Below are 20,741 nucleotides of genomic sequence, written 5' to 3' on the forward strand. Positions count from 1 at the left end.
GGCACCATGACCTTGAAAATCGGCGTTCTCGCTTCAGGGCGAGGCTCGAATCTACAAGCACTCCTCGATGCAATTGAAGCAGGCACAGTAGATGGACAAGTTGTACTGGTTGTCTCGGACCGGCAAAACGCCCAGGCTTTAGAACGGGCTTCAGCCAAGTCGATTCCGGCTGTTCACTTGAGTCCAAAAAATTATAGCGATAGGGCAGCCTACGATCGAGCGCTCGCAGCCCTTTTTAAAGAGCGTGGCGCTGAAGCCGTTGTGTTAGCAGGTTATATGCGAATTATCTCAAAATCTTTTCTGGAGGCTTTTCCAGAAAAGGTTGTTAACATACACCCCGCACTTTTACCGGCATTCCCTGGCCTTCATGGACAAAAGCAAGCATTAGATTATGGTGTTCGTTACAGTGGTTGTACAGTTCACTTTGTTGATGAAGGTATGGACACAGGTCCGATTATCTTACAAGCAGTTGTTCCTGTGGAAGATGATGATACCGAAGAGACTTTAGCAGCAAAAATTCTAAAAGAAGAGCATCGCTTGTTGCCACAAGCAATACAACTCTTTTCACAGGGAAGATTGCGCGTAGAAGGGCGAAAAGTGCGAATACTGAAGGAAAAACCTACTTTGTAAAGAGAAGTAAAGTAGAACAGGGTTATCATAAACGGAGGAGGAATCAACTGTGAAGCGTCGTGCTTTAATCAGTGTTTCTGATAAATCAGGTGTTGTTGAATTTGCAAAAGCTTTGGTGGACCTAGGCTTTGAAGTTGTTTCTACAGGCGGTACTTTTCGAACCATCAAAGAAGCAGGCGTAGAAGTCAAATACGTGACAGAAATTACAGGTTTTCCTGAAATTCTAGATGGACGAGTCAAGACTTTGCACCCCAAAGTTCATGGTGGTATTTTAGCTCGTCGTACGCCTGATCACTTGCAACAATTGAGCGACAATGATATAACACCGATTGATGTAGTTGCAGTAAACCTCTATCCTTTCCGCGAAACTGTCGCCAAAGAAGGCGTTACTTTTGAGGAAGCCATTGAAAATATTGACATTGGTGGACCTGCCATGGTGCGCGCTTCTGCGAAGAACCATGGTGCTGTCACCATTGTTGTCAACCCAGAACGTTATGCAGCCATTGTTGCTGAGTTACAAGAAAAAGGTGAAGTATCAGATTCCACGCGCCGCCTCCTTGCTTTAGAAGCTTTTGCCCATACGGCAGAATATGACAGTGCGATTGCTAGCTATTTAAAAGGACAATGCGAAGAGAAGGACCAAGCTGCTGAAGAAAGCGACTGTGGCTTGCAGATTTTTACTGCAGGCACTGTAGAAAAAGTACAAGATCTTCGTTACGGTGAAAACCCTCATCAAAAAGCTGCTTTTTATCGAGAAGTAGGCTATGCAGGCGCTGGGGCTGGCACAGCCAAGCAATTGTGGGGTAAAGAACTGTCTTTTAACAATTTGCTAGATCTGAATGCAGCTTTAGAACTTGTTCGCGAGTTTGAGGAGCCTGCTGTTACCATCATCAAACATAACAACCCTTGTGGCACTGCTATAGCCGCTACTTTGGAAGAAGCCTATGTAAAAGCTTTTGACGCTGATCCTGTCTCTGCTTTTGGAGGTATTACAGCCTGCAATCGTCCTGTCAATGGGGCAACGGCGACTGAACTCGTGAAGACCTTCATGGAAGCGGTCATAGCGCCTGCCTATGACGATGAAGCTTTAGAAATCCTGAAGACGAAAAAGAACTTGAGAATTATGGAAGTAGGAGCTCTTGAAGGAGCAGCTCCCTCTTACGATCTAAAAAAGATTCGCGGTGGTTTCTTGTTGCAAGAAGGCGACTATGGCCAGGTCAAAGAAGAAGAGTTGAAAGTGGTTACAGAGCGGACTCCTTCTGATGTAGAACTTCGTGATCTTCAGTTTGCTTGGAAAGTAGTCAAGCATGTGAAGTCGAATGCCATCGTAGTGGCCAAAGACGGCGTGGCCATTGGTGTTGGAGCTGGTCAGATGAATCGCGTAGGCTCTGCTCACATTGCTTTAGAACAAGCAAGAGGGACGGCTATCGGCACAGAGAAAGAAGCCGCTGCTGATGTAGGGGCCTGGTCCTCTCAAGGTGCTGTGTTAGCTTCTGACGCTTTCTTCCCCTTCAAAGACACTGTTGAAATGGCAGCGAAGTACGGTATCAAAGCAATCATTCAACCAGGTGGCTCTATGCGCGATGATGAGTCGATTGAGGCTTGCAATCGCTTAGGTATCTCTATGGTCTTTACATCTATGAGACACTTTAAGCATTAAGCGTAGCATTATATATCTTGTTTGGGACTGGCCTGAGGATTTGATTTCTCAGGCCAGATGAACGTAAGGCCTTTGGAAGGAGAGTTTTTTCGTGAAACCATTAAAAGCACAAGGAATGAAAGTGCTCGTTGTTGGTGGCGGCGGACGTGAGCACGCACTAGTCTGGAAGCTGGCCCAAAGTCCTCGGGTCGAAAAGATTTATTGCGCACCCGGCAATGCAGGCATTGCACAGCTAGCCCAGTCTGTAGATATCAAAGCAGACGATGTGTCAGCCTTACTCTCTTTTGCCTGGGAAAACAAAATTGATCTAACTGTTGTAGGTCCCGAAGCGCCTCTAGCAGCTGCCATTGTCGACACTTTTCAAGCTCATGATATAGCCATTTTTGGACCATCTCAGGCAGCAGCGGAAATCGAAGGCAGCAAAGCTTTCTCTAAAGATTTAATGCAAAAATACCATATCCCAACAGCAGCTTATGGTGTATTTACTGAAGTCGAACCAGCGTTGGCTTTTATAGACCAATTGGCATCCACGCAGCCCGCCCAAAGCCCTTGCCCTTGTGTCGTCAAAGCCGATGGCTTGGCAGCAGGCAAAGGTGTGATTGTAGCTGCTTCCGTAGAAGAGGCGAAAGAAGCTGTTCGCTCTATGTTAGAAGGCAACTCTTTTGGTGAAGCTGGTTCACGAGTTGTTATCGAAGAATATATGGAAGGTGAAGAAGTAAGTATTCTTGCCTTCACCGATGGCGATGTGATCGTACCTATGGTTTCAGCGCAAGATCACAAACGCATTTTTGACAACGATGAAGGTCCAAACACAGGTGGTATGGGCGCTTACTCACCAGCTCCTGTCTATACAGAAGAGCTTGCTCCAATCGTAGAAGAAAAAATCTTAAAGCCAACTATAGAGGCGATGAAAGCAGAAGGACGCCCTTATGTGGGTGTTTTGTATGCTGGCTTAATGATCACCCAAGAGGGCCCGAAAGTGTTGGAGTACAATGCTCGCTTTGGGGATCCAGAGACCCAACCTGTGCTAATGCGTCTAGAAAGCGATCTTGTTGACATCATTGAGGCAATTCTACAGAAAAAACTAGATCAACAGACCATTCGCTGGAGTGAAGACGCTACAGTTTGTGTTGTAGTATCAGCGAAAGGCTATCCGAGTGACTACGAAAAAGGACAAGTTATTACTGGGTTAGACGATGTTCTCGACAATGTACAGATCTTCCATGCTGGAACTACAGAAGCAGATGGTAACATTGTCACCGCAGGAGGTCGTGTCCTAGGAATCACAGCCAAAGGCAAAGATATTCGCGAAGCCATTGAGCTTGTCTATCGTCAGACTGAGAAAACAACTTTTGCAGGCGCCCATTATCGCAAAGACATCGGTCGCAGAGCCCTAGAAAGGTTGTCTTAGTTATCATAAATGTGTCTTAAATAGAAATGGGAACCTCCTTCTCTAAATCAGGATGAATTGCCCACGGAAGTGGCATTCTATAGGGTGTATGAACCCATAACTGATAGCAGGGAAGGAGGTTTCGCTATGTTTCAGCCCATTCGCGATATTATGACGACCGATGTAACATCATTACGCTCAGACCAAACACTCGTAGATGCCGCAAAAACAATGAGCTCACTGGATGTAGGTGCCATGCCTATCGTAGACAATGGCAAATGCGTCGGTATCATTACAGATCGAGACATTGTGATTCGAGCTGTTGCCAATGGTCAGGATGTAAATAGTACAAAGATTCAGTCGGTCATGACCAAAGACTTGATTACGGCTTCACCAGACACAGATATTCATGAAGCTGCTGATACTATGGCAGAGCATCAGATTCGACGTCTTCTTATCACAGATAGAGATAAACTTGTAGGTATCGTTGCTTTAGGCGATCTGGCTGTTATGGACTTTTACGAAGATGAAGCTGGAGAAGCCCTCTCCGATATTTCTGAGCCTTCTCGACCTTTGATGTAATTGAATCGAGTATAGGTTTTTTAGAAAGAAGAGCTCTTGTCATGGCAGAAAAAGCTATAGGCACGAGCTCTTTTCTCTTTTACAGTACCGTAGCCCAAGGGTACGCTTCATAATTTTTTTACAAAGTAGCCATAATAGGGAATGGATAAGAAAAATTAAAAAAAATAGTAACCTCAAACATTGACACTGAAAACCATTTTCAGTATAATGAGGCTTAGATAGTACTTTCACCTTCGACTTATGATGGGGTGTAAGGAATGAAACTTCGTAAAGAAGATTTATTTATGAGTTTACTAGCTTTGGCTTTTTCTTTTCATGGTCTTTGGGGCTTTTCTTACTTGGGAAGAATGGACAAAAAAGAGGAGGTATTAAGAACAAGTGTGTCTTGTCGTCGGAGCTGATCGATTGGGAGCTGTAGAGAGATTGTTGCCACCTGAATACAGTAGAGAGGAATATATTCACTGGGATGGAAGAAGTCGTCGTCCTAGTATGTCCAGGGTAACTAAGGTTGTTGTTCTAACCGGATTTATCAATCATAATGCTGTAAATTACGTCAAAAAAGAAGCCAAAAAACGAGGCATCTCCATGATATTTTTACGTAGAGGTATCTCTGATTTATCGGCATAATCAAAGCTTTAAGAGGTGCGAATTATTAAATTTTGTGAAAAATACAAAATTCAGACCTATAAATATAATAAAAACATAACAATTGGAAAAAAATAAAAGATTGTACAAGTTTGATATTGTACAATCTTTTTGTATTTTTATACATTGAAAGTAAGAACAAGGTAAGTAATAAAAACTGGATATAGAGATAAGAGAAAAGGTTTTATTTTTTTAAGAAAAAAGTTTTTAACTGATAGATAAAAGCAGGGTACTATTAAACATACTAATGATAGCTCCGACAATCACATATTGACAAAAAAACCCCAATATAAGAGAATGTTTAAGTATGCTCTCTATGCTATTAATATTCGCCTGATGAGGAACTGAAGAAGTACAAGATTACAAACGTCGTGATAAGCATCGGCCTATCTTAAGGCTTATTAAATCGATCAAAAAAAGCTCGTCAAAAAATGGCAGAACGGCATTTTGTGTAAAAAATAACCATAGGAATTTATGAGGGAATGGTTGAAAAGAATTATGTACATTTGATAGAATAATTGCTAGATCCTGAATCACTCTAATTCTTTGCCTGCGCAGACAGTATGGTGTGTCATTATGTTAGAATTAGGGGGACGAGCTTGTAATGATTTGACAGGATTTCAAGGTTCCAGTGGAGATAGAGGGGGACAATGTGGTAGTCCCTGATCCGCTGTATTCCTTTCCAACGGGGGTTGGGGAAATTTCCTTTCCTCCCTTTTTTGTGCCTCTTTTCAAGACAGGCCATGCTTTTGTGTTTTTAGCAAAGATGAGCGAAAGGATCTGACAAGTTGAGAAGTTTATTTCTGATTAAGTAAGAGAGGAGTGCTCGCTATTAACAAGCCCGTTTCCATTACTGAAAGATTAAAGCGTCCCTTCCAGCAGTTTTTTGAGTTAGAGGCATCAGGCGGGATCCTTCTACTCTTATGCACCGTCCTTGCGCTGATCTGGGCCAACTCACCTTTAGGCGAATCCTACATGACCCTTTGGCAAATACCTTTAACCGTTGGTTTTGGTGAATTTATTCTTCAAAAACCTTTGGTGCTATGGATTAACGATGGTCTTATGGCCATATTCTTCTTTCTTGTAGGTCTCGAAATTAAGCGAGAAGTTCTACATGGTGAACTAAAATCACCGAGACAATCGGCTTTCCCGATTGCCGCTGCTATCGGTGGTATGGTTGTACCTGCTAGTATCTATGCTGCTTTGAACTGGGGTACCGAAGGAATTACTGGTTGGGGTATCCCCATGGCGACAGATATTGCCTTTGCTCTCGGCGTACTAGCTCTTCTAGGCAAACGTGTACCACTTGCTTTAAAAGTATTTCTTGCCGCACTAGCTATAGTTGACGACCTCGGTGCTGTTCTTGTTATCGCTATTTTCTACACAGCCGATATATCTTGGATGGCCTTGGGCATCAGTGCCGGCTTCTTGGCTGTGCTGGCTCTAGCTAACTTTATTGGAGTACGTCATATCCTTGTTTATGTTGTCCTTGGTATTGGTCTCTGGTTTGCCTTCCTTCTCTCTGGTGTACACGCTACCATTGGTGGTGTCTTGCTAGCAATGACCATCCCTGCAAGCTCTAAGATCAACGCTGAAGAGTTTATGAACCGCACTCGCAGGTTGATCAAAGATTTCGAGAATGCTGGAAATGGTCGCAAAGGCGAAATCAACATGACAGAGCAACATCAAGTATGCGTACAAGCTTTAGAAACGAATTGTAACCAAGTGGACTCTCCCCTTCATCGTATGGAGCATACACTCCATCCCTACGTTTCTTTCTTCGTTATGCCTGTCTTTGCCTTAGCCAATGCCGGCGTTGTCTTTGAAGGCGGCTTTGTAGAGTCCCTGACACACCCTGTCAGCCTTGGTGTTATTCTAGGTCTCTTCTTCGGTAAACAGATTGGTGTAACTTTGTTCTCTTATATTGCCGTCAAGGCCGGCTGGGCTTCTTTGCCGAAAGGTGTTACCTGGACCCACGTATACGGTGTCAGCATGCTGTCTGGTATTGGTTTTACCATGTCTCTCTTTATTGCTGGCTTGGCCTTCGAAGATCATGGTCTACTCACACTTTCTAAAGTGGGTATCTTGACAGCTTCCCTCCTTTCTGGTGTTATCGGTTACCTTGTTCTTCGCTATCAAGCTGCTAAAGATGATGCTCGTAAAGCACTTTCTGCTTCCTAAACGGACAAGATGGCAGGTAGCTTTACAGCTATAGTAAGACTTGATAACTGGCTACGTTTTTAGAAGCTGAAAAGGAGCTTGCTCTATTCCTATAGAGCAAGCTCCTTTTCTAATTAAAGTGATTCCTCTCTTTCATCTACAGAAGGGACAACTTGTTGAAGAGCTTCTGTAAAATCTGCGGTTGTTACACGAATGCGAGAGGAAATATCTTTATCTAATGCCGCAGGCCAACGATTCATATCTTGCCCAAGAGCTCGACTGACTGCGATCAAAGCTGCTTTGGCACATAAAGCGGCAATATCAGCGCCTGTATAGCCGGATGTTTTCTCTGCCAATTCTTGAATTTGGACATGCTCATCTAAGGGCATTTTTGTCGTATGTAGGCGTAGAATTTGCTCCCGGTCGGCTAGTTCTGGCAATCTTACACGGATTCGATAATCGAAGCGGCCAGGTCGAAGCAAGGCTCGATCGAGTATGTCTAAGCGATTTGTTGTTGCGATGACCACGACTTGTCCACGTCGATCGAAGCCATCCATCAGAGAAAGAAATTGTGCCACTAGGGTAGCTTCAAAAGTCGCAGTGGCTCGACTTCGATCAAAAGCAAAAGCATCGATTTCATCAAAAAAGATAATGGAAGGTGCTTTTTTTTCGGCTTGTGCAAAAAGCTGACGCAGCCTTTTTTCACTTTGACCGTGCATCGGTGAAAGAAACTCTGGCCCTTTTACAGAGAAAAAGGTAGCCTCTACTTCTTGCGCTACAGCTTGGGCTAACAAAGTTTTACCACAGCCCGGTGGTCCATAAAGCAAAACACCTTTTGGAGGTTTAATGCCTAAATCTTGTACCAACTCAGGATATCGTAAAGGAAGCTCTACAGCCTCGCGGAGTAAACGAATCTCTTCTTTTAAGCCCCCTACGTCTTGATAGGAGGTTTTTTTTGTCAATTTTACAGGTTCAATGATATCGTCAAGGTTTTCGCTTTTTGCCAGAGTAGCAGCACTTTCTTCTTGACCCGATCTTTCGCTAGGTCGATTTCTCGCTTCATCTGCTTTTCTACGAGCTACATCAGCATACTGTCCTGTAACACTCGTATCCATATCGGCTCGACCGCGTGCTGATACAGAAGGCTTCCGAGTTACCCCGACGATACGACCTTCACGAGTTAGATGAATCCAGTTCGAGTCTTGCTCTGCATCAATCGTATCAGGCAAGGAAAAAACTTGTCTTTCTACATCTTTCCACTCTAAAAGGGGACAGTAATAACATTTATTCTGGCGAGCCATCTGTTCCACTGTAGAGAGTATAGCGCTTTTATCAACATAAAAAATACCTTCACTGTCAACGGTACCAAAGCGATACCACCTCTGTCCTGAATCATTGACAGCAAAGTCATCAAAAACGAGAAAGCGGCAGCCCGGTCGGAAATAGATGGCGCCATCATGCTCTCTATAATCACGTGTTTGACCATCACAATAGATGGAGCGATCCGATGACTTCAGACATTGGCGTAAACATTCTACGATAAGATCAAAGGTATCTGCCCGTACTTCTTCGCCATCCGCAAGAATCGTACAATTACGGTCAGACGATGCAACTTTCCATATTTCACAAAGAAAAACTAGATCCTCAGGACTTTTTCCCAGTTCAACCTGATAGCCTGCGCGTCCATTGTAGCTTTTTTTACGAAAGGTGCTATGTTTTCGGGCATGACGATAAATATTTAAGAAATTCTTGGAAAAAGAAGTGGTAAAATGTATACTAATTACCATCGTTGATCTCCTTTGTTTCTAAACATTAACACCCAACATCATACCACAGCTTTTTCAGTAGAAGGAAGGGAGCCTGTCACCGACTGAAGCTCAGAAAATGAAAGCATGAGCAGGACAAATGAAGGGTTTCCAAGGATAGATGTGGAAAAAGAATAAAAGTTAGTCTATGAGTAGACAATTTTCAATAGTACTTTTCTGGATTCTTACTTCGATGGATTGATATCAGCGATAGAAGGGAGGTTTTACTCGCTGAGGGAGGAAACAATTGGAATGGTTGTAACTTCTGATATGATTCTTGTATTTATAATTTTGGCTATTACGACAGTTCTTTTTATGGTAGATCGACTTCGTTCTGATCTTGTTGCGATGGGTGCTCTTCTCGCTTTGACTCTTAGTGGTATTTTAGAAACCCAAGAAGCTTTAGCTGGCTTTTCCAATCCCATTGTGTTAATGATCGCCGGACTCTTTGTTGTTGGTGGTGGTCTTTTTCGAACAGGTGTGGCAAGAGCGATAGGCAATCGCTTGTTGCGTACTGCCGGCAACAATGAAAACTATGTACTCGTTCTACTTATGGTTGTGGTAGCGGTTTTGAGTGCATTTATGAGCAATACAGGAACTGTTGCTGTTTTCCTACCTATCGTCGTTAGCCTGGCTTTGGATGCTCGAATCCATCCGGGTCGATTGTTGATTCCGCTTGCTTTCGCAAGCAGCTTAGGTGGAGTAATGACCCTAATTGGAACTCCACCAAACTTAATTGTAAGTGAGATTTTAGAGCAATACGGTTATCAACGATTGGGCTTTTTTGACTATACACCAGCAGGTGCTGTGGCCTTATTGCTAGGAATCCTTTTTATGTTAACGATAGGAAAAAAACTGTTGCCTGGCAAGGATCTTGATGAGCGCATGCAGAATCGATCTGCCAATCTATCACCGCAGGAACTGGCTGACTTTTATCACTTGTCAGACAATATTTTTCGCCTTCGTGTTCGACGTAGCTCTCCCATGGTCGATAAGCGCCTCTATGATCTTACTCTGCCTTCGAGGTTTAATATTTCAGTCTTGAAAATCATGCGCACAAGTGGACGGACTCCCATTCGAACGAGTACATCTCAGGAGATGGCAGGGCCGGACAGTGTGATTAAAGAGCAGGACATTCTTTATGTGCAAGGCGTAGCAGAACAAGTTCACAAATTGGCTCTTCAATATAACCTAGCAATTCAGCAAGGAGAGGTTTCGGAAGCAGATCATCCAGATAAGGAAGCATCTGCAGATGGCGAAGTAACAAAGCAGTCAAAACGCAAGGAAGCGGTAGAAGAATCGACAGCTGCATCAGCAGATCAACTGGTTGGCCGAGAGCTTGGCCTAGCTGAGGTGCTTCTAACACCTCATTCCAGTCTAATTGATCATAATATTGAAGAATGGCGCTTTCGTGAAAAATATAAAGTGAACGTGCTTGCTATCAATCGCCGAGGAGATCAGTTACTGGAGAATATTCCTCACCAGCGCTTGCGTTTTGGTGATGCCCTGCTTGTACAAGGTCCCTGGGAAGAGATTGAGCTGCTCGCGAAAGATACACAAGATGTGGTTGTAGTAGGACAAACGAAGGAAGAAGCAAGTAAAGCAGCGACCAGTGGCAAGGCACCTATAGCCGTAGCAATCATGATTGCCATGTTGGCACTCATGACCTTCGAAGTTGTTCCTGCCGTTATTGCTGTACTAATAGCAGCCATGCTTATGATTCTAACAGGGTGCTTGCGGAATGTTGAAGAAGCCTATAACTCCATCAACTGGGAAAGTGTGCTTTTAATCGCGGCTATGTTGCCTATGGCAACGGCTTTGGAAAAAACAGGTGGCGTTCTCTTCGTTTCTGAAGGTCTTGTTACTTTACTGGGTCCCTATGGCCCCTTGGCGCTGATGGCAGGAATTTACTTATTGACTACTTTTTTTAGTCAATTTATTAGTAATACAGCGACAGCCCTCTTATTCGCACCGATTGCAATTGCTACGGCTGTTCAAGTTGGTGTGAGCCCTTATCCTTTTCTGATGACCGTAGCCGTAGCAGCAAGTATGGCTTTTGCTACACCTGTTGCATCGCCAACGAACGCGATGGTAATGGCGCCTGCCAACTATAAGTTTCGTGACTTTGTCAAAGTAGGCGTACCTTTGCAATTTTTAATCGGGCTTGTCATGATGCTCGTGCTTCCTTTACTATTTCCTTTTTGAAAATAATAGGAATAGTCACTTGTGTTGAGATGGGTATTTATGTAAAATAAGTATACAAAAATATCAAATACTACATGGAGTTGCTTCACAGAATCTGAATATCATAGATCCTTCATATGCTGTATTAAAAATACCTAACTATCGCTCTTAAAGTTGCTACTTACTTCAAAGCACTCTATTTTTCTATAGATTAGGAACAGAAAAGAAGCCTTTTGTTGATAGAGAGCAAAGATGAGTATTCAACGTCAGAAGGAAAGGTAGGTTTGTCATTAATGAACGATAGACTTCAATCTATCATTAATACAGCGCCCTTGATTCAAAAATTAGTACCTTTAGATTGTATGATTGGTATTTCAGATCGAGAAAAGTTTTTGCACTATTTACCAGGTCGAGCTATCTCCATTGGTAGAGATATACGAGGAGAGCGATTATCTTCTGATGATGGTCTGTATCATGCTGTTCACTCAGGCAAAGAGCATATTGTCAAATTACCTCGTGAAGTCTTCGGGTTTCCATTTCGATCAGTGGCTGTTCCTATTCATGATGAGAAAGGCTATGTAATTGGAGCGATCGCTCTGGGAGTTAGTCTACAGACCCAGGAGAGTTTATTGTCAATTGCGCAGATGATTGTTACATCATCACAAGAAATCTCCGCAGCTACGAAAGAATTGGCTCAGTCAGCGGAAGAATTATCTTTACAGCAAGAGCTACTAAGTCGTTTGAGCAATGAGGTATTAGAACAGGTAAAAAAGACGGATCAGATCTTAAAATTTATTAATGATGTAGCCATGAAGTCTAATTTGCTTGGACTCAATGCTTCCATTGAAGCATCCCGAGCTGGTGAGCAAGGAAAGGGCTTTGCAGTGGTTGCCGAAGAGATTCGCAAGATGGCCGTAAACAGTGCTCAGTCAGTAAAAGAAATTCGAGAAATTTTGAACATAATCAAAGAACGCGTTACAATTATGAACAGTAAAATTACGCAAACGACCGATATTGGTCATCAACAAGTAGCGGCTACAGAAGAGATACATGCCTCTGTACAGGAATTTGCTGATTCGGCGCAGAAAATTGAAGATGTTGCGAAGATTGTTTGATACAAAAAAAGACTGCCAACAGTTCTCTGCTGGCAGTCTTTTTTACTTTCCTTTTTTTTGTAGCCATGCTCTTTTCTTTGTTCATTCTTGCCCTTACATGAGGATCTAGAATCTTTTTGCGTAGACGAATACTTTTTGGCGTAACCTCTACCAGTTCATCATCACCAATCCACTCTAGTGCATCTTCCAAAGAGAGACGTAAAGGTGTCTTAAGAGAGATTGCACCTTCAGAACCACTGTTTCGCATGTTCGTTAAGTGTTTTGTTTTTGTTACGTTAATCTCCATGTCTTGCTCGCGGGCGTTTTCGCCGACAATCATGCCTACATACACATCGGTACCTGGCTCAATGATAAAGTTCACCCGCTCTTGTAAGTAGCCCATGGCATAAAGAGTTGCTGTTCCTTGTTCGATAGCGACGGCAGCACCTTTGGAACGACCAGGGATATCACCACGATGAGCTTCATAACCACGGAATAGATGATGCATTACGCCAAAGCCTTTGGTATCAGTTAAAAACTCTGTGCGATAACCGATAAGACCACGAGCGGGTATGGTAAATTCAATACGAACCTGGCCAGAGCCCGAGGGATTCATGTTAGTCATCTCAGCTCGACGAGTGCCAAGCTTTTCCATAACAACGCCCATATATTCTTCGGGCACATCAATGATCAAATCTTCAATCGGTTCAAGTAGAGTGCCTGACTCATCTCTATGCATAATTACCTGGGGCTTTGAGACAGCCAACTCATAGCCTTCGCGGCGCATCGTTTCGATCAAAACAGACAAATGAAGCTCGCCACGACCAGAGACAAGGAAAACATCAGGATCTTCTGTATCGCTAACCCGTAGAGCTACGTTTTTCTCTAGTTCTTTATAAAGACGTGCCCGGAGATGCCGAGATGTAATATATTCGCCTTCTTTGCCGGCAAAAGGACTTGTGTTTGTTTGGAAGGTCATCTGTAAAGTAGGCTCATCAATTTTCATTACTGGCAAAGAGGTTGGATTTTCAGGATCAGAAATGGTTTCACCAATGTTAATATCGGTTAAGCCGGTAATGGCAATAATTTCGCCGACGGTGGCTATCTCCGCATTGATACGACTTAATCCTTGGTACGTAAAGAGTTGCTGCGCTTTTCCTTTTGCTATAGTGCCATCCGCTTTACAGATCGATACTTGTTGACCTGATCGTACTTGTCCTTGATGAACTCGACCGACAGCAATACGACCTACATAGTTATCGTAATCTAATGTTGTAACCATGCATTGTAGCGGACCTTCATCATCACCTTCTGGAGCTGGTACATGTTCTATAATCTTTTGGAAAAGTGGCTGCAGATCGACGCCTTTTTCATGGGACTCAAGACTACACCATCCATCCCGTCCTACGGCGTACAAGACGGGAAACTCTAGCTGCTCATCATCGGCACCAAGATCAATGAAGAGTTCTAGAATCTCATCAAGAACTTCAGCAGGTCTTGCGTCTTGACGATCCATTTTGTTGATGACTACAATGGGACGCAGCCCTTTCTCTAAAGCTTTGCGTAGTACGTATTTCGTCTGTGCCATGACGCCTTCGGCGCTATCAACAAGTAAGATCGCGCCGTCAACCATCGAGAGAATGCGTTCTACTTCTCCAGAGAAGTCGGCGTGACCCGGCGTATCAACAATGTTGATCTTAATGCCGTTGTAAGAAACAGCCGTGTTTTTCGCTAAAATGGTAATACCGCGTTCACGCTCTAGGTCATTCGAGTCCATGACACAATTCTGTACTTCTTCGTTTTCGCGGAAGATACCCGATTGTTTGAGTAGGCCATCAACCAAAGTGGTTTTGCCATGGTCAACGTGGGCAATAATGGCGATATTTCGCAGATCAGTCCGTTTCACAATATTCTCTCCTTCAATTGATGAGCCCTTTCAATGTAGGTATAATCCTGATTGGGTATATCCCTGATCATCATACCTATAGATGAAGGCACTACCTTCGTTGTTTACATCCTTTCAATTATATGTTTTTCGAAAATTAAGAGTCAAGCAAGTTCTGTTAAACTATTATATAACTTTTTTCAAAAAAAGGCTTGCAAGCTTCGACGAATTATGATAACATTCTATCTCGTTCGGGGGAAACAAAAACCCCTCAAAAAGAAATGGAATCAATTAACACTTGTAAAAATATAAGAGCTTGTGTTAAGATGAGATTCTGGCGCTGAACGAGAGCTACACTTTCTAAAGCGCACCGGTCCTTGAAAATCAAACAGTTGTAAACAAGTCAAGCGTGCGAAACAAGAAATTGTGCGAATTGTTCGGGGGTCAGACTCCACAACAATTCGAAAACAATTCTGACAATTTGCTGAGTCGCTTAGGAGATAAAGTGCTACGGTGCGAAAACCTTCGTTCTCGCTCTACGCTGGTTCTCTTAAAAAGGCAAAGCAAAATGTACAAAATTAAGTCAATTAAGAGCTTTATCAGGCTCACCCATATATAAGGAATGCAAAGGAAGTTCACTGCTGACGCCATTTATGGCGCAGCGAACTCCAAAACATCCTTTTTTGGAGAGTTTGATCCTGGCTCAGGACGAACGCTGGCGGCATGCCTAACACATGCAAGTCGAACGGAGTTAAGGGATAGCTTGCTATTCCAAGACTTAGTGGCGAACGGGTGAGTAACGCGTGGATAACCTACCTATAAGAGGGGGATAACTTTCCGAAAGGAGAGCTAATACCGCATAAAGTTGTTCTATGGCATCATGGACAACCAAAGGAGCAATCCGCTAATAGATGGGTCCGCGTCCGATTAGCTAGATGGTGGAGTAAAAGCCTACCATGGCGACGATCGGTAGCCGGCCTGAGAGGGTGAACGGCCACACTGGGACTCAAAGCTTGTTCAAAATCAATTTCTTTCTCAAAGACCATTGCGTATTCACAACTCCTACACGAACATTTTTTCGAGCATGGATTTCTTGAAATTTTTTAACTTTTCTAACTCAAGCTGTTGAAGGGTGATAAGATTGTCGAGACGCTGAAAGAACAACGTAATCCTTTCTTGTTCAGGCAACGAAGGAAGAATTATCGTTCTTTTTTTCCAATCTTCAACATCGAATACCAGCTTTTCTATATCAACTCCATATGAGCTGAGGAAAAACTTCCTATACATATTAGGCAGTTTCGATATTAAAGTCCAGTACTCGGTAGTGATGTTTTTGTTTCCAATGGATACTAAGTATTCATTGGAAACAATTGATTTATCAAGGCTTTCCGGCACTATTCCATTTGCTCCATGTACCACTTGTCTCTTTGAAATCAAATAATCTCCAGACCTGATTTCAAAATAGTTTTTGACTAAAATGTCTTTGCCCTTGAAATAGCCTCTGGATACGATTCCCTCATTACGACGTTTCACCGTAATAAGCTGATACTCTTCATCATCTTCCATTTTAATAGGGCGTTGCTTTTCTGTTAGCACATCTCCAACCTTCTTCTGTTCCCAAGCATCGGTAAATCCGGCAAAGCGAATTTCCGGAACATTGGCTCCATCCTTCGGAAACATTTTTTCGAGCATGGATTTTTTGACGATAACCAGCTTGTCATATTTACGCTGATGAAGGGTAATAAGGTTGTCGAGGTTTTTGAAAAAGGTGCCGATTTTGGTTTGTTCCCCATCTTTTGGGACATAAACGAGTTGCTCATCCAAATCGCTTTTGTTAAGGTTTCCAATTGCACCATTTCCGCCAGATACAAAAATGCTTATAAATTTCTCATACCATGATGAACTCATAGAGGCATTTAAGAAATATGGGTTCTTAGTCTTAGCAAGCAGCATAAATCCACCGTGCACCGCTTTTTTGTCCAATTTACACACTATTGCGTGCTTTCCAACCAATCTACTTGACCCATTAGCGGAAGTGACAAGAATATCACCTTCATCTACATATTCAATATTTACTGCACTTTCATTAACAAAAACATCATCGTCTTTTTCCAAGTAAGTGTCTTCATTTATGTTGGAAGATCTAAGAACTCTAACACCATCCTCAACAATATCGCTTGGTTTATATGTCAATCCTCTTCGGGTTTCAGCTAATTCTTTATACTTACGCTGTTCCCAAGCATCGGTAAATCCAATGAAGCGAATCTCTGGTTTTTTATCTTTTTCAGCCATTCAGAGACGCACTCTATCATTCACCCTTTAGCAGCTTCTGGAACTCGCTGAGACCTTTCATATCATACTCGTTTCCGACGAGTTCATCAATGAGCGCCGAGAGTGTAGACTCCGTTTCCTGTATCTCCGATACGACCGCAGAGTATGTGACAGCGTATTTTTCAGAAATGGCTTTGATTTTGTCTACCAAAACATGAGTTACCGCATTGGGAAGTTGCTTAATACTCTCAGTAAGCGGAAAAATCCATTTTTGCTCAAGCAGTTCAAGCGCCTGTTCGTCGGAAAGCGATTCAATGGTTGCCTTTGTTTTCATATGCAATGCTGCGGCATCCGCTTTTACCTGTGCTTTTACTTCCTTTTCTTCGGTCATCAACTTGCTTATTCTTACAATCTTTGCTTCAAAGGATTCTTCCGGGAATTCAAAAGCGGATTGAAGCTCTGCTAAATAAGCATTTACTGCTTTTTTACCATATGTGCCATCAGTATTCGCTTCCATATTCGACCATACTACATCGTTATGTGCGCTAATAAAGGTAAGTTTGTCGGCCTTCCTGGAAAGAGCGGCATAAGCGTTCAGAGTCCTTATTTCCTGGGTGTCCACATCAGCATTGATTTCTTTGAGTTTATCACCGACTTCTTTTGCGACAAACGCATCGCTGGAATCGTTTGTCACGCTTGAATTCCTTTCTTCGTCGGAAAGTGAGTCGAGTATTTCATCATATTCAGAGAAGATTTCGGTAAGGCGACTCTCTTTTTTCTTAAGTGCTTCATATTCAGCCGAAAGTAATGTCCGATGAACAAGTTCAAATGGAATAATATGACCGATCCAACCATCCTGTACCTCTTCCTCTTTGCCGTCCTTCTTCTTAATTACCATATTGGGATCAACTTTTTTAACAGCGTTGAAGCCCTCTGTCTGAATTATTTCGAGGTCAACAGATATTTTTGCCCACTCGTCAGCAAGCAATTGATATGCTTCGTATTTGTCAATAAGTGGAATGAAATCAAGGCGGGCAAAAATGTCAGCACTCAAAAAAACCTCTTCTTTTGAAATATTGAGGCTCGCAATATTCGTTATAAGCTCGCTTTTCAAAAAACTGTCGAAGTCTCTAAAAGCTCCCATGAAATTGGAAACAAAAGCTTTTACGGCGGGGTGCTCATCGACACTCTGTTCAATATTGTTGACCGCCAACTCAGCATAAGGACCTACACCTTTTGAGAACAATGTCTCTTTTAATTCTGGGAAAGCACTCCAGTACTCGCTAAGTTCAGCAATTTCGCTCATGGGAATGCCGCCGAACATAGTAGCATAAATGTCCCATTTTTCTGCGCCTTCAGAGGAATCAACATACCTTGGAATATTCAAATTGTATTCATTTCGGCGGATTTCTTCACGGCTGGCCTTCCATGAGAATTTGTCAATATCGGCTCTGATAGTTACGGTATCAACGATCTTTTTAATATCAGATGCTCTAAGCTTATTATTTTTGCCAACTTTAATAAAACCTTTGGATGCATCAACAATTAAAACATCGGTATTCTCACGTTTTTGCTTCAAAACCATTATGATTGTCGAAATGTTCGTGCCAAAGAAAATATTGGTAGGAAGCCCAATGATAGCATCAATGTGATTGCTTTCAATCAGATTTCTTCGAATCTCGCCCTCTTCACCGCCACGGTATAAAACACCATGCGGGAGAACTATCGTCATGATGCCATCCGGCTTAAGATGGAACAAGTCGTGGAGTAGGAAAGCATAATCGGCTTTTGATTTCGGAGCGAGGCCAAAACGTGCGTAGCGAGGGTCTGCTTCCTTATTACTCGGGTCCCAATGCTGAGAGTACGGAGGATTGGAAACAACTGCATCCACATAAAGTGGATTGTACGTTTCAACTGGATTGACTTCATCAAAGTACGGCCAATCATCTTCCAAAGTGTCACCGTTGCGGGTTACGATATTATCCGGGAGGATGCCACGCATAACTAAATTCATACGAGTGAGGTTGTATGTATTCTGCTTCAGCTCCTGTGCATAGTATTTGATGTTGTTTTCATCATCAATATGCTTTGCAATAGAACGACCGATGTTTATCAAGAGGGAGCCCGAACCGCTCGTCGGGTCATAAATAATGATTTCCTTTTTGTCCTTCAAATGTTCTGCAACGATTTCGGACATAAGTAGAGATACTTCATGCGGCGTGTAAAACTCTCCTGCCTTTTTTCCAGCATTGGCTGCAAACATGCTAATCAGATACTCATATATGAAGCCAAGAACATCGTAGTCCTGCTTGCCATCCATAGGAATATTTTTAATCAGATGAATCAGATCGCTGATAGCTTTTGTTCGAGATGCGGAGCTGTCACCGAGTTTGCTTAAACCGGTCTGCAAGGTATTAAATATACCCTCAAACACCTTCTTATGAGAGGGGTTAATCAGACGGTTGAATGCTGACAAGGCATCCGTGACATTAGACACATCAAAATCTTTGCCCATTTTGAGCCAAGTTGAGAACAAGTCCTTGTAGGCAATAAAGTATCCGACATTTTCACGAACATACTTTACGGTTTCGGCATCGTCTTCAACAAGAGCCTCGATGTCTTCCTGGGTAAAGCTGTTTTCTTTCAGAAACTTTAACTCCCTGTCCGAAAGGTACTTGTAAAATATGAAGCCTAAAATGTAATCTTTATATTCATTCGCCTCAATCTTGGAGCGCATTTTATTTGCTGAATCCCAGATTTTTGTGGCAAGTTGTTGCTTATTCATGATAATCCTCCTACAGTTTCATACCTTTGCGGTATTGTTTTAAAGTCGTTCATCATCATTCGGTAATGCTACCCCTGCTTAAGCGTGTCAAAAATCAGCTTGAACACCTCTTTATACCGTGCAGTATCCGTGCAGTTGTCCGCATAGTGGAGACCATCATTGATTCCGATAAACTGCGTAGTGATGTACGACGGCATAACATCATCGGTGCAAGAATTTAAAACTTTAGAAAACTTAGAAAACGAAAATGAAAAACTTAAAAGCCTTCTTAGATTCTATGTTCTGTATCGTAATCTAATTAAAATATTGCAACAGATTTATTCCACAAAGTTACTTTAGATCCTTTTTTCTAAAATCATTTTCAATTTCCCTTTCTATCTCATTCCACACTCATTGCTAACGACTAACATAAAATAGAAGCTGTACAAAAGGGTCTTTTTTAGTCACATTCAAAATAAAAACGCGAAAAAATACTCTATTTTGTGTATTTATAAAACCCCCTTATTGCCTAAAGAAGATTCAAAATATAGATAACTGAAACAGTGGTATAAGAACAGTAAGCTCTCAAGCACCTATTGCTTGAGAGGCTTACTTGTTTTTCTTAAGAGGAATAAATATGGATAGATCAGAGTCGTCGCATACGCTAGAGAGAAAAATGTAAGAGCAATTTTAGATGCATTGAATTTCCAGAAAGTACAAATTTAAATAAGTTTGTTAACATGTCGAACTTCGAGGAAGTCAGATTTCTTCATCATCAATAGTTCTAGAGTTCGTTATTCATCCTTTAAAAATTTTTAATAGAACATAAAAAACTTATCAGAATAAAAATTCTAGATTTTGGAGCACGAGAACGTATCCTGGTATTCTCAAGTAAAGAACTAGTTATTGGAAGACATGTCTTTAGAACTCAAATGGAGAATTTTAAAGGAGATAAGCCAATAGAAAAAATGTAGTTAATATATCCAAGCAATGCTTTTTGACTAGGCAGTTGTACCCAATTTCCGAAGTGCATTCCTCGACAGTTGACAATAACACCGTGAACGTGAAAGAACACTGAGTTTTTCGTGATTGCTTGGTCGACAAAGGGAGCATCTTCTTTGTCTTTGTTTACGATGTTCTCCCAAAAGATGTAATTATTATAAGTGCTGACGGTTATCACTCCTTGAGTAACTTACAGATCCATCTTATTTAGCATATCCCGTAAAGCAATTAATTCTTCCTTCGTTAGTGTTACGCCTTTACCCATCTTTGCATGCTCAGGTGCCCAATCACGAATATCGTACTTAGGGGCTTTGTCGTTCCAACTGATTAGGTTGACTTCCTTTTTCCAGCCTTTTGAGCCTTCGGAAAGAGTTCCGAAGTGTTGGGTGATATTGTATTTGATTTCGGCCATGCTGTTTGGCTCCTTTCAAGGTTTTGGGAGTTATTCGTTGATGTTTATCTACAAGGTTTGTTTTTTAGGATGATGGCATACGTGTTATAGGGAAAGATTATAAAGCTGTAGATTGGATAGATCTTTTCCCTAGTCGTTTATCGTAGTTTTCTTAAATATTTTGTACGGTTCTTAAACAAAATTCGACAGGATTTTCGCAACGGAAGTGATATACTTTTTATAACCTAACATTTCGTTCTGAAACCAGTCGGGGTTGT

13 protein-coding genes and 1 other annotated feature are annotated in these 20,741 nt (G+C 42.2%); of the genes, 8 read left to right on the top strand and 5 right to left on the bottom strand.

Annotation, left to right across the window (positions count from 1 at the left end):
• Positions 1-6: 6 nt before the first annotated feature.
• The 6 genes from purN (at position 7) to nhaA (ending at position 7,088) form a co-directional block, all read left to right on the top strand.
• The gene (gene purN / locus FTV88_RS00515) at positions 7-630 is read left to right on the top strand and encodes a phosphoribosylglycinamide formyltransferase (protein WP_153723893.1); all 624 of its coding nucleotides are present in this window, start codon (positions 7-9) and stop codon (positions 628-630) included.
• 49 nt (positions 631-679) lie between these two features.
• Positions 680-2,290 (top strand): bifunctional phosphoribosylaminoimidazolecarboxamide formyltransferase/IMP cyclohydrolase, encoded by a 1,611-nt coding sequence (gene purH / locus FTV88_RS00520; protein WP_153723894.1) that lies wholly within the window; start codon positions 680-682, stop codon positions 2,288-2,290.
• A gap of 115 nt (positions 2,291-2,405) precedes the next feature.
• Positions 2,406-3,701, top strand: a complete 1,296-nt coding sequence (gene purD, locus FTV88_RS00525) for a phosphoribosylamine--glycine ligase (RefSeq protein WP_153726442.1) — start codon at positions 2,406-2,408, stop codon at positions 3,699-3,701.
• Between the two features lie 126 nt (positions 3,702-3,827).
• Complete coding sequence (locus FTV88_RS00530; RefSeq protein ID WP_153723895.1) at positions 3,828-4,262, top strand: CBS domain-containing protein; 435 nt, start codon at positions 3,828-3,830, stop codon at positions 4,260-4,262.
• Between the two features lie 378 nt (positions 4,263-4,640).
• The gene (locus FTV88_RS00535; protein ID WP_153723896.1) at positions 4,641-4,889 is read left to right on the top strand and encodes a DUF2325 domain-containing protein; all 249 of its coding nucleotides are present in this window, start codon (positions 4,641-4,643) and stop codon (positions 4,887-4,889) included.
• 840 nt (positions 4,890-5,729) lie between these two features.
• Positions 5,730-7,088: a Na+/H+ antiporter NhaA gene (nhaA, locus tag FTV88_RS00540; RefSeq protein ID WP_243137226.1), complete on the top strand. Its 1,359-nt coding sequence runs from the start codon at positions 5,730-5,732 to the stop codon at positions 7,086-7,088.
• 113 nt (positions 7,089-7,201) lie between these two features.
• Here nhaA and FTV88_RS00545 read toward each other — a convergent pair whose 3' ends face one another.
• Entirely contained in the window at positions 7,202-8,854 is a 1,653-nt protein-coding gene (locus FTV88_RS00545) for an ATP-binding protein (protein WP_153723897.1), read from the bottom strand.
• Positions 8,855-9,124: 270 nt separating this feature from the next.
• Here FTV88_RS00545 and FTV88_RS00550 point away from each other — a divergent pair, with 270 nt between their 5' ends.
• Positions 9,125-11,077 (top strand): SLC13 family permease, encoded by a 1,953-nt coding sequence (locus FTV88_RS00550; RefSeq protein ID WP_207707890.1) that lies wholly within the window; start codon positions 9,125-9,127, stop codon positions 11,075-11,077.
• A 215-nt stretch (positions 11,078-11,292) separates the two neighbouring features.
• Positions 11,293-12,171: a methyl-accepting chemotaxis protein gene (locus tag FTV88_RS00555; protein ID WP_207707891.1), complete on the top strand. Its 879-nt coding sequence runs from the start codon at positions 11,293-11,295 to the stop codon at positions 12,169-12,171.
• Here FTV88_RS00555 and typA read toward each other — a convergent pair.
• The 4 genes from typA to FTV88_RS00575 all read right to left on the bottom strand — a co-directional run bounded on the left by typA (position 12,092) and on the right by FTV88_RS00575 (position 20,484).
• Positions 12,092-14,059, bottom strand: a complete 1,968-nt coding sequence (gene typA, locus FTV88_RS00560) for a translational GTPase TypA (RefSeq protein WP_153723899.1) — start codon at positions 14,057-14,059, stop codon at positions 12,092-12,094. The genes FTV88_RS00555 and typA overlap by 80 nt on opposite strands.
• Positions 14,060-14,761: 702 nt before the next feature.
• Positions 14,762-15,085: a sequence feature (16S ribosomal RNA rRNA prediction is too short), on the top strand.
• A 12-nt stretch (positions 15,086-15,097) separates the two neighbouring features.
• On the bottom strand, positions 15,098-16,327 hold the full coding sequence (locus tag FTV88_RS00565) for a restriction endonuclease subunit S (RefSeq protein ID WP_153723900.1): 1,230 nt from the start codon (positions 16,325-16,327) through the stop codon (positions 15,098-15,100).
• A 16-nt stretch (positions 16,328-16,343) separates the two neighbouring features.
• Complete coding sequence (locus FTV88_RS00570; RefSeq protein WP_153723901.1) at positions 16,344-19,091, bottom strand: type I restriction-modification system subunit M; 2,748 nt, start codon at positions 19,089-19,091, stop codon at positions 16,344-16,346.
• Between the two features lie 1,171 nt (positions 19,092-20,262).
• The gene (locus tag FTV88_RS00575; RefSeq protein WP_153723902.1) at positions 20,263-20,484 is read right to left on the bottom strand and encodes a YdbC family protein; all 222 of its coding nucleotides are present in this window, start codon (positions 20,482-20,484) and stop codon (positions 20,263-20,265) included.
• Positions 20,485-20,741 lie beyond the last annotated feature (257 nt).

The sequence above is a fragment of the Heliorestis convoluta genome, assembly GCF_009649955.1.
GTDB classification, from domain to species: Bacteria; Bacillota; Desulfitobacteriia; order Heliobacteriales; family Heliobacteriaceae; genus Heliorestis; species Heliorestis convoluta.

Excerpts from the sequence above, each read along its gene's own strand:
- FTV88_RS00575 (WP_153723902.1), bottom strand. The coding sequence starts at position 20,484 with ATGGCCGAAATCAAATACAATATCACCCAACACTTCGGAACTCTTTCC.
- FTV88_RS00565 (WP_153723900.1), bottom strand. The coding sequence starts at position 16,327 with ATGGCTGAAAAAGATAAAAAACCAGAGATTCGCTTCATTGGATTTACC.
- purD (WP_153726442.1), top strand. The coding sequence starts at position 2,406 with ATGAAAGTGCTCGTTGTTGGTGGCGGCGGACGTGAGCACGCACTAGTC.
- FTV88_RS00550 (WP_207707890.1), top strand. The coding sequence starts at position 9,125 with ATGGTTGTAACTTCTGATATGATTCTTGTATTTATAATTTTGGCTATT.
- purN (WP_153723893.1), top strand. The coding sequence starts at position 7 with ATGACCTTGAAAATCGGCGTTCTCGCTTCAGGGCGAGGCTCGAATCTA.
- FTV88_RS00530 (WP_153723895.1), top strand. The coding sequence starts at position 3,828 with ATGTTTCAGCCCATTCGCGATATTATGACGACCGATGTAACATCATTA.
- FTV88_RS00570 (WP_153723901.1), bottom strand. The coding sequence starts at position 19,091 with ATGAATAAGCAACAACTTGCCACAAAAATCTGGGATTCAGCAAATAAA.
- FTV88_RS00545 (WP_153723897.1), bottom strand. The coding sequence starts at position 8,854 with ATGGTAATTAGTATACATTTTACCACTTCTTTTTCCAAGAATTTCTTA.